The sequence below is a fragment of the Skermanella sp. TT6 genome, assembly GCF_016653635.2.
Lineage (GTDB): Bacteria > Pseudomonadota > Alphaproteobacteria > Azospirillales > Azospirillaceae > Skermanella > Skermanella cutis.
The window spans coordinates 5,679,867-5,691,673 of sequence record NZ_CP067420.1 but is presented as its reverse complement, the minus strand read 5'-3'; the positions used below and the strand labels follow the sequence as shown (position 1 = coordinate 5,691,673).

The window sequence follows — 11,807 nt, the reverse complement described above, 5'->3', positions numbered from 1 at the left end:
ACTGTATGCTGAATGACGCTCAATCCCCGGATCGGCCCGACGAAACCCTGTACGTGCCGATCGTCCAGATCTGCGAGAAAGGCGAGTCGCGCTGGATCGAGATCCCGGCTGCCGGTCAGAAATCCGATGATCTGAAGGAGCCCGCCCCGGCCATCAGGCTGACCCCGAAGGCCAAGTAGACCAGCGGGGCGGACGGCGGCGTCGGTACCTGAACCGGCGTCGCTTCCGTCGGGAGGTTCGCCGTGTTCCCTTCTGTCAGATGGTCTGTCGCCATCCTGATGGCCGTCCTGTCGATCCTCTGGTCCGGCGCCGCGCACGCCCATGCCGGTCTGCTGGAAAGCTCGCCGGCGGACAGCGAGGTGCTTGCCCAGGCACCAGACCGTGTTCTTCTCCGCTTCAACGAGCCGGTCCAGGTGACCTCGCTTCGGTTGGTCGATCCGGCCGGAGGCGCGGTACAGCTTCGGCCCGAAACGGGCGGTCCGCCCGATCGTGTGACGGCCGCTCTCCCGGAACTGAGCAGCGGAACCTATGTGCTGAGCTGGCGCCTGGCATCGGCGGACGGGCATCCGCTCGGCGGCTCCCTGGTGTTTTCGGTTGGGGCACCGAGCGGCAACCCTTCCGGATCTGCTGGACCAGTCACTGATAGCGTGCCGGTTGGCCTGACGGTCCTGTATGCCGCCGCCAGGGTCGTAACCTATGGCGCATCGCTGCTCACGGCAGGACTGGTCATATTTGCCCTGCTGTTTCGTCGCCATGCAGTCGTCGCATCACCGTACCTTGCGGTCCTCCTGTCCACATCCATCGCGGCAGTATCCACGGTACTCGGATTGGGGCTTCAGGCACTGATCCTCGGAAGTGCCGCCGCCTTCCTCGCCCCTGCCGATTTCAGCACCTTCCTGGCTCCAGGCACAACTGTGAGCGCTCTGCTGCGGCTTGACGGGCTCGCCCTCCTCCTCGCGGCGGCGGCTTGGCAGTGGAGCCTTCCCGTGCTGGGACCCTTGGGAGCGGTGATGGTCGCGGCATCGTTCGCGTTCACCGGTCATACGGCGCCCTGGGATTCGCTCTGGCTTTCCGGCCTGCTTGTCCTTCATCTGCTCGCGATAGCGTTCTGGGCCGGGGCTTTCTGGCCCCTGCTCGTCGCCACGCGTCACTCTGACCGTAACGGGGTCGCCCAGCTGATGGTCGCATTCTCCGGCGTGGCGACTGTGATCGTTCCCCTACTGGTGGGCGCCGGGCTGGTTATGGCCTGGCGCTTGGTCGGCAGCTGGAGCGCGCTGGTGACCACGGCTTACGGCCTGACCCTGTCGGCGAAGATCCTGATCGTGGCCGGTATGCTCGGTCTGGCCGCCCTGAACAAGTGGCGCCTTGTCCCGGCGTTGCGGCAGGGGGCAGACGCTTCGGAACGCCTTCGTCGATCCATCCTTGGCGAGGCGGCTCTGGCCGGCGCCGTGTTCGTGGCGACGGCTGTCTTGACCAGCGTGCCGCCGCCGGCAGGCGGGAGCACAGGCGAGCACACCCGGCATGGCACCGACCCGGGTCAGGTCGTCCGCTCCTCGACGGGGCCGCTCGACTTGACACTCAGCGTGACACCGGCGCGTCCCGGCGAGAACGCGATCGAACTCAGGGTGGCGGGGAGCGATGGTTCCCTCCGGGATGTCCTGTCGGTGACGCTGCATCTCGGGAGCCCTGACCTGGGCATAGAGAATATCCCGCGCGCCATGGCTCGTACGGGCCCGGGCAGCTACCGTCTTCAGGGACCGGAACTCGCGGTTTCGGGACGTTGGCGCTTCGGAGCCGACCTGCTGGTCAGCGACTTCGAGAAACGGACGGCCGAGTTCATTATCGACATCGAGGGCGACCATGGACTGCGCTGATGATCGGTCACAGCGCCCCGCCTGGATGGCATGCGTCCGAGGCATATGGACTCGGATCCCAGGCTTCGGCTCGGTGCTCGGTGCGGCCACGTTGGTTCCGCCCGAGGCCGCAGCCCATGCCGGCGAGGCGCAGGCTATTCATGATTTCTGGTCCGCGTGGGCTTTCGATCCTCTATTGGTCTTCCTGCTGGGATTGGCATCGGTCCTGTACGCGCGGGGTGTCCACCGGCTGTGGAGCCGTGCCGGTGTGGGTCGCGGTATCCGGATCTGGCGGGTCTGGGCATTCGCCTGCGGCATGGTCCTGCTGACGCTCGCCATCGTGGGACCACTCGACGTCCTGTTTTCGGTCCACATGACCCAGCACATGGTCCTGATGTCGGCGGTGGCCCCGCTTCTCGTCGTAGGATCTCCGGTAGTGGCTTTCCTGGCCGGGCTGCCCGGGGGCTGGGGCAATGCCCTCTCACGGTGGTGGAACCGTCGATCGTGGACCAGGGCGTTCTGGAACAGGGTGGCGAGCCCGGGGACCGCCTCCATCATCCAGGGACTGGCCCTGTTCGCGTGGCATCTCCCGAAAATCCTGGAACTGGCACTGGTCGTCGATCCGGTGCATGACGCCATGCACATCAGCTACCTTGTCGCGGGCCTGCTGTTCTGGTGGTCACTGGTCCGCTGTTACCATCAGGATGTCGGCCCGGCATTCGCGGGTATCGGTATTGTCAGCACCATGATGTACATGGGTTTCCTGTCGGCCTTGCTGGTCTTCGCCCCGGTCCCGCTTTACCCCGCATACATCGGCCGCAGCGAGCCATGGGGGTTGAGCGCCCTGGAGGACCAGCAGCTGGCTGGACTGATCATGTGGGTGCCCGCGTCCATCCCGTATTTCGTCGGCGGCCTTGGTCTCGTTGCGGGGTACCTGAACCGCCTGGAGCGGCGCCATCCTCAAAGCTCAGGTCCCCAACGCAATCCCGACGGCACGCGGTGATAGTGCCGCAGGGCCTATTCCTGCCGGATGAGGCTCCGGTCGTGCCGGACGTCCTGAGCGAACTCGACCTCGAGCGTTGCATGTGCCACACCGAAACGGTCGCGAAGCATATCTTTCAACCCGCGCCGGATCCGGTCAGCCGCCGCGAGGTCGCGCTCGCTCACCGCGACGTGGGCCTCCACCGCTGTCCGCCCCTCATCGAGCTGCCAGACATGGACGTGATGGACGCCTTCCACGGCTGCCATCGAGGTCATCTCCGCCACCATGCGGTCCACGTCGAAGTCCTTGGGCGCGCTCTCCATCAGGAGTGCAATCGCCGACCTGATCTCGTGGAAGGCATGAATGAAGATGTAGATGGCGATCGCGGCGGTTATCAGCGGATCGACCCAGGTAATGCCGAAGAGCAGGATCAGGACGCCCCCGATGATGACGCCGACAGTGGCCATGGTGTCGGCGATCATGTGAAGGAACGCGCTTTTCACGTTCAGGCTTCCGCGGTCCTTCGAGAGGACCCAGACAGAAAGCGCGTCCTCCACGGCCGCGATCACGCCGACGATGATCATGGTCCAACCCCCGACGTCCTGGGGATGGAGGAACCTGTTCCCGGCCTCATAGAGGAGATAGAGGGCGATAACGAACAGGGTCGTCAGATTGATCAAGGCGCCGATCGTCTCGGCTCTCCTGTAACCGAAGGTCCGATGCTGGTCAGGCCTGCGCTTCGATACGCGCCAGGCGCCGTAGGAGATACCCAGCGAGGCGGCGTCACTGGCGTTGTGCGCGGCGTCCGCGAGCACCGACAGGCTGCCGGAGATCACCCCGCCGACAATCTGCGCGACAGTTATGCCGACGTTGAGCGCGAGGGCGATCAGGAGGCGCTTACCCTTGCCGCTCTCATCCTCGCCGCCGGCGTGTGTATGGCCCATCGCTGAAATCCCTGAGTTCTGCTGCTACCCTCTCCAGGTACTAATCACATGACGGCGGCTTTGATCCCGCGCCGGGATCGAGATGATGCGGATATCGGGTCTGCGCAATCATCGCCGACCGGGGTGGCGACCGTGCTCCCGGACGGATCAGGCAACCAGCGCCCTGCGAAATCCTGCGATGATCGGATTGGACCGGTGTTGGACCGAATGATGGGATAATTCGGGAAAATCGTTATGCGCGGGGATTCATGGAGTTTCTGAAGGTCATGGCGCTGGCCCTGCTGCCAGCCATCGGCAACTTCGGTGGAGGACTCCTCGCCGAGTACCTGAGAACTACCCGGCGGACACTCAGCCTGGCGCTGCACGCGGCGGCCGGCATCGTCACCGCCGTGGTCGCCATCGAGCTGATGCCGGAGGCCCTGGGCGGAGCTCCACCCTGGGCCGTCGTCCTCGCGTTCCTCCTCGGTGGCGCCTTCTCGGTCGTGCTGGAGCGCGGCGTTGATGCCCTGAAGGACCGCCTCGGCGGTGGTGAAACCGGTACCGGGGCCTGGATGATCTACGCTGCCGTTTCGGTGGATCTGTTCAGCGACGGTCTGATGATCGGGGTAGGCTCGGCGGTGTCATTCGGCCTTGCGGTCATCCTCGCCATCGGCCAGGTCACCGCCGACATCCCGGAGGGATTCGCGACCATTGCGAACTTCAAGGATAAGGGAGTGCCGCGCGCGAAACGCATCCTGCTCTCGGCATCCTTCGTCGTCCCGGCCCTCCTCGGTGCTGCTCTCGGGTACTGGCTGCTGCGGGGCGCCGGCGAGATCTGGCAGCTGTCCGCGCTGGCCTTCGTGGCCGGCCTCCTGCTGGTCGCCGCCATTGAGGACATGATCACGGAAGCCCACGAGGCTGCCGCCGATTCCCGCTGGTCGGCCATGTCGCTGGTCGGCGGCTTCGCCCTGTTCACGCTGATCGCCTCGTATTTCGAGGCCGGTTGACCAACACCGCAGCCCCATGTCTGCACGAACAGCGCGGTTCTATACATGACCGCCACACCGAGGACTGCCAGCCCCGAGATCCACGAAGTTTCCTGCTGGAAGTAGAAACCTAGATGCTTTCCAACCAACTGGCGATCAGATCGGTAACATGGCCGCCACTCGCATAGATCAGAAGCAGAATGCAGGAGAGCAGCACGAAAACGGCCGTTACGAGCCATTTCCCTCGGTTTCGTGGGAGGATCCGTAATGGTTCATGTCGGGCAGGAGTGTTTCGACTGCCACGACGGCTTCGGTGGAAGAAATGGCCACTCAACTCATGCCTGCACGAGTAGCGCGGTCCCATACATGACCGTCACACCGAGGATGACGCCCAGTACCGCCGACGCCGAGGCCCACGGAGTTCCCTGGGTTGCCGAGCGCCTCATCAGCAATCCACTAACCTCGACGATGACCTGGAGGATCGCCCCGGCCCCCACCGCCAGCGCCAGCGCCGCCCAGTGCGGCGAGAAGGCGTAGCTGCCGAGCCAGATGCCCGCGACCGCAGGAAGTCCGGCAAGCGCCGCCAGGCCGATGAAGACCGGCCAGCGTGGTGGTTCCTGGACGAGCGGCGCCACGATGCCGATGCCCTCGGTCACGTTGTGCAGGGTAAATCCCAGCACCAGGAAGGTGCCCAGCGCCGCCGCACCGGTCGCGAAAGCCGACCCGATGGCGAGACCCTCGCCGAGGTTGTGCAGGCCGATGCCGAGCGCAATGGAGGTCGCCAGGGCGAGGCCACTGACCTCGCCGCCCTTGCGACGGCCGACAGCCAGCAGAAGCACGAACGCCAGCGCAGCGACCAGCCAGACCAGTGCCACCCCGTGCAAGCCTGGGGCGGCATCGGCGGCGAGTTCCAACGCCTCCTGGAGAGTGTCCACCAGCAGGAATCCGAGCAGACCGATGGTCAGCGCCAGTGAGAAACTGAACGCCCGTGTGCCGCCCACCTGCAAGGCCGGGTAGAACAGCATGCCGAGCGCGACCGGTACGACACCGACGAACAGGCCCACCATCCCGAGGACGCCAAGGCTGTTGGTATCAGGCGTGGCCACGGCGACGTCGATGGTGTGCTCGAAGGCCAGACCGGTGCGCGTTATGAGGGCGATATGGTGGGTCTCCCCGAGCACCCACGGGTACGGAATACGCAGCCAGGCCGAGGACAGATTGCCGAGTTCGCCGGACGGCTCCTGGACGAATGTCCAGTAGGCGCCATCCACCTGCACCTGGGCAATGCGGACCGGCTCCGTGCCACCCACCCGAACCAGCAGCCCGATACCGTCGCCATCGAGGACTTGGCGCTCGACCGTGACCTGCTCGACCGGAGGCGCTGCCCCGGTCAGCGAGCGCAGTGGGTCGGCGGCGAGGAAGGCAATCGCCACCGCCACGATCAGGAGCAGCGGAGCTGCGACCGCCAACGCCAAGATCATGCGGCGGGTGGTCATGCGACCTCCCCCCGAACATCGAACAGGCTCATCCAGCCGAGTTCGACGAACTCGGACTGGTGCGCGTGGAACATGTAATGCCCCGGTTCGTGATCCTGGTATGTGAACTCCAGGATGCCGCGCTGGCCCTGGCACTGCGTGATGATGTCCACGGTCCTGAGCGTCGGCGTCAGCGTTGTGCCACTGTCGTAGTAGTCGAAAAAGTTGCCGTGCAGGTGAAGGCTGTTGATAGGATCGAACTCGGTCACGTTGACCAGGTAAATCCGGACCGGCCGCCCCCGGTCGATCACGATCGGGCGTTTGGAATAGGCATGCGCCACCGTATTGACGGCGTAAACCTCGTTCTCCTCGTCGAAGTTCGTGTCGAAGGCGTTCATGACCATGACAAACTCCTGCCACTCCCGGTTCTCGGGTGTGCCGAGCAGGCGGGAGCGGGCGACCGCTTCGTGCTCGGGATGGCGCGCCGGATCAGGATCCACGATGAAGGCACCGTACAGGCCTTTATGAATGTGGCGCTTCAGCGGAACGGTGTGGCAGTGGTAGAGGTGGCAGCCGAAAGGCCTGGCGTCGAACTCGTAGACGAATTGACCGCCAGGAAGGACGTCGCCAGCTCCCGGGACACCGTCCATCCGGGCGGAGTGGATGCCGTGGAAATGCATGGAGTGCGGGTGCGATCCGCGGTTCCGGAAGGTGATGCGGACCCGCTCGCCCTCGACGGCCCGGATGGTCGGGCCGGGGATGCGTCCGTTGTAGGTCCAAGCCGGAAAGAAAATGCCCGGGGCGATCTCGACTTCCTTGTCGATGGCCTCGACCACGAACTCGCGGCAAGGGCGCCCTTGGTCATCCCGGATGACTTCGCCGGTATCCCAGTCGGTGAGAAGGGTGTGTGGATCGAAGCCGTTCCGCGCGGTATCGACCTCACCCACGGTCATCATGCCGCCATGCGAGGCGTGCGCCGCCGAAAGCGCCGCCGACGGCTGGCCGTCTGTGATCGGCATCGCGTGCCCGGGGCCGTGCGTCTGGGCCGCGGCACCACCGAGGGCGAGCCGTGCGGCGTGCACCCCTCCCAGAAGGGCCCCTCCTGCGAGGAGCAAACGTCGCGTCACGGGCTGACCGAACAGGGACCTCATGCTCATCGCTCCTGTATTCAAGCCGACAAGGCCTTACTTCAGGCATTTGTCCGATGCTATAACATGTAGCAAGTGCTATAGTCGCGCCGAATCGACCCCTCGTCAACAATCCACTCGGAGGATCCGGAAGCCCGCTGGCATAGGTAGGGAACGTTGTGGCAGGATCGCCGGAACCGGAGGGAAAACCGAACAGTGATCGGAAGGAATGCGAGCAGAGTGCCGGAGGAGATGCCTGACGCGGACCGGCAGGCCGCGAACTTCCAGAGGGTCCGCGAGGCCCACCAGACGGAGTTGGCTGAGGATTATGTCGAACTTATCGCCGACTTGATCGACACAACCGGTGAAGCGCGCGCGGCTGACATCGCCCGGCGCCTGGGCGTCGCACATCCGACCGTGGTCAAGACCATCGGCAGGCTCCAACGGGAGGGCTTGGTGGCAAGCCTGCCCTACAGGTCGATCTTCCTGACCGAGACAGGACGCAAGATGGCCGAGCGCTGCAAGCGCCGCCACGAGGTCGTGGTGAATTTCTTGAAGGCCCTCGGAGTGACCGAGGAGACGGCGGAGCGCGACGCTGAGGGGGTCGAGCACCACATCAGCGAGGAAACCTTGAGGGCCTTCGAGCGCTTTATCCGCTCCAATCGTGTCGGCTGAGGAGGTCCGATGCAGTCGAAGGCGAAGCATGCTTGCATATTTCGGGTGAGATGGACCCCGTTGGTGAGACAATCGAGGTGGCGGGTTAAGCGAGAGTCCCGCGGGATCATTGCGCCGTGTTGATGCCGGGCATCGGTGTCGGCGCGAGTTGTAGGGTAATCGCTATCTTTTCAATATCCAAATCCTTGTTGTTGCTGATGCCGGTGGGCATGGGGCGAAGGTGAGCATCTCCTGGTTTGTCGAGCCTGCTCGGCAAACCAGGGGAGCGGAACCGTTCGGCGCAGCCGATCGCCCCGATGCGCATGGCTGCATCATGGTTCGGGTCCTCCGAGGCCCACCGGATACAAGGTTGCGGCGCGATGATCCGCGCCCGATGGCGGGCTCCCCTCGGACAGACGGAGCCCGACAACGATTACTGGCTTGACACCAAAAACCCTATACAAGCAATCACGCTAGATTTGTTGGCGGGCCTAGGAAGAGGGAGCTTATACGCTACCTTTTCTTCCAGGCTGGAGAAATTTATTTCATCCCCCAAACTGCATTCACTCCTATGACTTGGTTGCTGGCCGGTTGAATTAATCTAGGTTTGCCACAACGGTTCATGTCATTGCCCGCCCAACACGTCTTCAGTTCAACATCACAAGAAGCTTCGAGGCTAACGTAAAAATTTTTACCTTAAGGGTATTTCTCGCATAACTTGTTGTATTTCTAAAGGTTTTTTCTTGTCATGACTGCCTGGGCAAACTCCAGCAAGTCCATTGGCACAAACCCATGAGTTGTAATTTCATGACGACGATCCACTCCAATCACCGGCGCAAACGCATAGTGGATCTGCTCATAACGACGATAATTTGCCCCCAATTTCGTGCTCAGGAAACTCTCGATATGGGCACGTGACTTGGCGAGGCTCGCTCCGGTGTGCTTATCCGCCGAACGCTTGCAGGAGCCAAAGAGGATCCTCTCAGCATCGGTATCCACACCGATAACATCGATTTCGATGTTCGACAGCCCGGAGTCCGGCTTGTCCCACCAACCCTCCACCATCATGGTGAGGGATATGGGGCCCTTTCCGTTGGCGGAAGCCTGCCGCAGCACCTCGCGTATCATTTTTTCAAAAGCAAACCCTTCCAAGTTGGTGAGGCGTTCATCGGCGCGAACTACCGCGCGTTCGACCGGTTGGATCCGGGCTAGATCAGCGGCACGCCCAAGGGCGACTAGCCAGGCGGAGAGGAAGTTATCGGTAATGACATAGCGTGCATTGCGTTGGCGATCCGCCGAGAAGATCGGCTTACGCATCTCGATCATGCTGTACCGCTCGATCAGGATCTTTAAATATCCACCAAGCTGCTTCTCATCTCCTGCCTCAGCCTTGAACGCATCGCGTAGTTCCGCATGGGAACAAGGCTGACGGGCGGCAACTACCTTCAAGACGCTGTCATACCGCCCTCTTAATTCGCGCAGGAACCAATTCTCTGCTTCGTCACGTAGAGGCGAGAGCCCCTCTAAAAAGAGCCGAGTTAACGCAACTCGGCGGTGCCCGTCATCCCCAGTGAGGGCATCTTGCTGCCATGCATCATGATAGAACTTCGGCACTCCCTCAAAGAGAGTCCAGAAGAACAGCCAAGCCCTCGGGTCTTCGATTCCGTGTGCCCTGAACATCTCGACCAAGGTAGCAAAATCCCAGTGACCAAGCTGCAAGCGGTCAGTTAGTCGATTGAAGAGTGGGGAGCTCTGGTCCTCTAGGATAGCCGTCATTTCCGTATGAATAGACCCAAGTACAAAAAGGCCGCCGCCGACATCTATTTCTCTTAGACGGTCTACGTCATTCTGTAGATAGCTTGTGAACTCGTAAAGAGCTTTACGATGAAAATATTGGAACTCGTCAATCACCACGATGCAGCCGCTGCGGCAAATTGCCCCTACCGCCTGCGCCACGTCCGCCAAGCTGAGAATCTTTTCCGGGTTCACGATGTCCGTCATTTCGTGATCCTCGACTGCGTCGCGCATCGCATTGACGACACCAAATGCATCGCTGTCGGGCATCTGTACGTAGAATGCTCTGACACCAGCCTCCTTCACGGCGTTGCGGATGAGAGTTGTCTTCCCAATCCGTCGCCGTCCGGTGATCGAGCAGAAGAACCAGTGACCACGGTGGATCAACCGGAGGATGTCAGCGCGCTCGCGAGCGCGTCCGTAAAATGACCAGGTCGTTTTCATATAGGTAAGGTAAAAATTTTTATCTTAATTTCAACAGGTCTGTAAAGCATTGTATTCTAATGTCATTTGTCGATCCTTCTCCGCCGAGTGAGTGAGAGCGATGCTGAGATAAGGGGCCTATAGAGGTCACGGCAATTTACGTCAAGGGGCAAGCCGCCGATGAACTGGTAGCATGCATCTCGAGAACGAGATGGTCGCCCGACGGCAGCAGGCGATCGACTGCCATGCCGGGTGGCAGCAGGGAGAATGCGCAATCAAGCAAGGAGTGGCTTCAGGTTACGAGTGGGAACGCCCTCTCAATATATTCACTCGGTTTTCACTCTTGATCCGTGTGCACCGGAAGTGCGGAAGAACCCCTGATTGACGCTCTTCCTATCCTGATTGTCGGGCCATAATCCGCGTACCGAATGCTATGGACGGCGTGCCGCACATGCCCGTGCCGCCGATCGCCCCCGGCGAAACCTTCACCTATGAGTTCGAGGTCGTGGACGCAGGCACTTTCTGGTACCACCCGCACATTCGCAGCCACGAACAGGTCGGCCGCGGCCTCTCCGGAGCGCTCATCGTCGAAGAGCAGGAGCCGATCCAGGTCGATCGTGACCTCACCTGGATGCTGGGCGACTGGCGTTCGAAAGCGGACGCCTCGATCAGCAACGACTTCGGCAACATGATGGATCTGAGCCATAACGGCAGGATCGGCAACAGCGTCACCATCAACGGTCAGGTGGTCGAGGACTTCCCTGTCCGGTCCGGCGAGCGGGTCCGGCTGCGTCTGATAAACCCGCCAATGCCCGCATCTTCGGCCTTCGGTTCCAGGGTCATCGGCCACTGGTTGTCGCGATCGACGGCCATCCCGTGGAGCCGCACGAGCCGGAAAGTGGTCGGGTGGTGCTGGCGCCCGCCATGCGCATCGACCTGGTGCTCGATATGACCGGCGCTCCCGGTGACCGTACCACCGTCGTGGATGACTTTTATCGTGACCTCGCCTACCGGATGGTAGACCTGAGCTACGGGCCAGAGCGGCTGCGGGACCGACCGCTGGACACTCCCATCATCAACTTGCCACCCAATCCGGTGCCGGAGCCGAACCTTGCCGGTGCGGCTCGCCATGAGGTAACCCTGGGTGGTGGCATGATGGGGACGATGGCCGGAGCAATGGTGAACGGGAAGATGATCGACATGCGCACAATGATGCGCAGCGGCATGGCTTGGGCGATCAATGGTATCGCCGATAATGGTCCCGAGGGTGACCACGGCGGCCATGTCATGAACCCCATCTTCACGATCGAGCGTGGCCAAACCTGCATCATCGCGATGATCAACGAGACGGCCTGACACCATCCCATGCACTTGCACGGTCATACCTTCCGGGTGCTGTCCCGCAACGGTCAGCCAACCCGGTTCAAGGAGTGGCAGGACACTGTCCTGCTGGCGCCGCGCGATCGTGTCGAGATCGCCTTCGTCGCCGATAATCCGGACGACTGGATGTTCCACTGCCACATCCTCGAGCACCAGATCGCCGGGATGATGAGCACCATCCGCATCGCTTGACGATGAAACCGATTTCCA

13 protein-coding genes are annotated in these 11,807 nt (G+C 62.2%); 8 read left to right on the top strand and 5 right to left on the bottom strand.

Annotation, left to right across the window (positions count from 1 at the left end):
- Positions 1 to 5: 5 nt before the first annotated feature.
- From IGS68_RS26525 to IGS68_RS26515, 3 genes are all read left to right on the top strand, one after another.
- Positions 6 to 179, top strand: coding sequence for a DUF1775 domain-containing protein (locus IGS68_RS26525; protein WP_201075761.1), 174 nt, complete (start codon positions 6 to 8; stop codon positions 177 to 179).
- Positions 180 to 242: 63 nt separating this feature from the next.
- Positions 243 to 1,874, top strand: a complete 1,632-nt coding sequence (locus IGS68_RS26520) for a copper resistance CopC/CopD family protein (RefSeq protein ID WP_201075759.1) — start codon at positions 243 to 245, stop codon at positions 1,872 to 1,874.
- Between the two features lie 91 nt (positions 1,875 to 1,965).
- Entirely contained in the window at positions 1,966 to 2,856 is an 891-nt protein-coding gene (locus IGS68_RS26515) for a cytochrome c oxidase assembly protein (protein ID WP_201075758.1), read from the top strand.
- A gap of 14 nt (positions 2,857 to 2,870) precedes the next feature.
- On the opposite strand, the gene IGS68_RS26510 is transcribed toward IGS68_RS26515, so the two are convergent.
- A complete protein-coding gene (locus IGS68_RS26510; RefSeq protein WP_201075757.1) occupies positions 2,871 to 3,779 on the bottom strand; it encodes a cation diffusion facilitator family transporter in 909 nt (302 codons plus the stop codon).
- Positions 3,780 to 4,045: 266 nt separating this feature from the next.
- On the opposite strand from IGS68_RS26510, the gene IGS68_RS26505 reads away from it, so the two are divergent.
- Positions 4,046 to 4,765: a ZIP family metal transporter gene (locus IGS68_RS26505; protein ID WP_201075756.1), complete on the top strand. Its 720-nt coding sequence runs from the start codon at positions 4,046 to 4,048 to the stop codon at positions 4,763 to 4,765.
- A 314-nt stretch (positions 4,766 to 5,079) separates the two neighbouring features.
- On the opposite strand, the gene IGS68_RS26500 is transcribed toward IGS68_RS26505, so the two are convergent.
- On the bottom strand, positions 5,080 to 6,240 hold the full coding sequence (locus IGS68_RS26500) for a ZIP family metal transporter (protein WP_201075752.1): 1,161 nt from the start codon (positions 6,238 to 6,240) through the stop codon (positions 5,080 to 5,082).
- The gene (locus IGS68_RS26495; RefSeq protein ID WP_201075750.1) at positions 6,237 to 7,370 is read right to left on the bottom strand and encodes a multicopper oxidase domain-containing protein; all 1,134 of its coding nucleotides are present in this window, start codon (positions 7,368 to 7,370) and stop codon (positions 6,237 to 6,239) included. The genes IGS68_RS26500 and IGS68_RS26495 overlap by 4 nt, the downstream gene beginning before the upstream one ends.
- A 228-nt stretch (positions 7,371 to 7,598) precedes the next feature.
- Here IGS68_RS26495 and mntR point away from each other — a divergent pair, with 228 nt between their 5' ends.
- Positions 7,599 to 8,021, top strand: coding sequence for a manganese-binding transcriptional regulator MntR (gene mntR, locus IGS68_RS26490; protein WP_201075741.1), 423 nt, complete (start codon positions 7,599 to 7,601; stop codon positions 8,019 to 8,021).
- A gap of 106 nt (positions 8,022 to 8,127) precedes the next feature.
- Here mntR and IGS68_RS26485 read toward each other — a convergent pair whose 3' ends face one another.
- On the bottom strand, positions 8,128 to 8,325 hold the full coding sequence (locus tag IGS68_RS26485) for a hypothetical protein (RefSeq protein WP_201075740.1): 198 nt from the start codon (positions 8,323 to 8,325) through the stop codon (positions 8,128 to 8,130).
- A 404-nt stretch (positions 8,326 to 8,729) separates the two neighbouring features.
- Complete coding sequence (locus IGS68_RS26480; protein WP_201075738.1) at positions 8,730 to 10,238, bottom strand: ATP-binding protein; 1,509 nt, start codon at positions 10,236 to 10,238, stop codon at positions 8,730 to 8,732.
- A gap of 412 nt (positions 10,239 to 10,650) precedes the next feature.
- Between IGS68_RS26480 and IGS68_RS26475 the strand changes: the two genes are divergently transcribed.
- The 3 genes from IGS68_RS26475 to IGS68_RS26465 are packed head-to-tail and all read left to right on the top strand — an operon-like array spanning position 10,651 to position 11,789.
- Positions 10,651 to 11,169 (top strand): multicopper oxidase family protein, encoded by a 519-nt coding sequence (locus IGS68_RS26475; protein WP_201075736.1) that lies wholly within the window; start codon positions 10,651 to 10,653, stop codon positions 11,167 to 11,169.
- A complete protein-coding gene (locus IGS68_RS26470; RefSeq protein WP_201075727.1) occupies positions 11,142 to 11,573 on the top strand; it encodes a cupredoxin domain-containing protein in 432 nt (143 codons plus the stop codon). Before IGS68_RS26475 ends, IGS68_RS26470 begins: the two co-directional genes overlap by 28 nt.
- Before the next feature lie 9 nt (positions 11,574 to 11,582).
- Positions 11,583 to 11,789 carry a multicopper oxidase domain-containing protein gene (locus tag IGS68_RS26465; protein WP_201075725.1) on the top strand — a complete coding sequence of 69 codons (207 nt, stop codon included), beginning with the start codon at positions 11,583 to 11,585 and terminating at the stop codon, positions 11,787 to 11,789.
- Positions 11,790 to 11,807 lie beyond the last annotated feature (18 nt).

Excerpts from the sequence above, each read along its gene's own strand:
- IGS68_RS26525 (WP_201075761.1), top strand. The coding sequence starts at position 6 with ATGCTGAATGACGCTCAATCCCCGGATCGGCCCGACGAAACCCTGTAC.
- IGS68_RS26510 (WP_201075757.1), bottom strand. The coding sequence starts at position 3,779 with ATGGGCCATACACACGCCGGCGGCGAGGATGAGAGCGGCAAGGGTAAG.
- IGS68_RS26505 (WP_201075756.1), top strand. The coding sequence starts at position 4,046 with ATGGCGCTGGCCCTGCTGCCAGCCATCGGCAACTTCGGTGGAGGACTC.
- IGS68_RS26500 (WP_201075752.1), bottom strand. The coding sequence starts at position 6,240 with ATGACCACCCGCCGCATGATCTTGGCGTTGGCGGTCGCAGCTCCGCTG.
- IGS68_RS26495 (WP_201075750.1), bottom strand. The coding sequence starts at position 7,370 with ATGAGGTCCCTGTTCGGTCAGCCCGTGACGCGACGTTTGCTCCTCGCA.
- mntR (WP_201075741.1), top strand. The coding sequence starts at position 7,599 with ATGCCTGACGCGGACCGGCAGGCCGCGAACTTCCAGAGGGTCCGCGAG.
- IGS68_RS26485 (WP_201075740.1), bottom strand. The coding sequence starts at position 8,325 with ATGCGCATCGGGGCGATCGGCTGCGCCGAACGGTTCCGCTCCCCTGGT.
- IGS68_RS26480 (WP_201075738.1), bottom strand. The coding sequence starts at position 10,238 with ATGAAAACGACCTGGTCATTTTACGGACGCGCTCGCGAGCGCGCTGAC.
- IGS68_RS26475 (WP_201075736.1), top strand. The coding sequence starts at position 10,651 with ATGGACGGCGTGCCGCACATGCCCGTGCCGCCGATCGCCCCCGGCGAA.
- IGS68_RS26470 (WP_201075727.1), top strand. The coding sequence starts at position 11,142 with ATGCGCATCGACCTGGTGCTCGATATGACCGGCGCTCCCGGTGACCGT.
- IGS68_RS26465 (WP_201075725.1), top strand. The coding sequence starts at position 11,583 with ATGCACTTGCACGGTCATACCTTCCGGGTGCTGTCCCGCAACGGTCAG.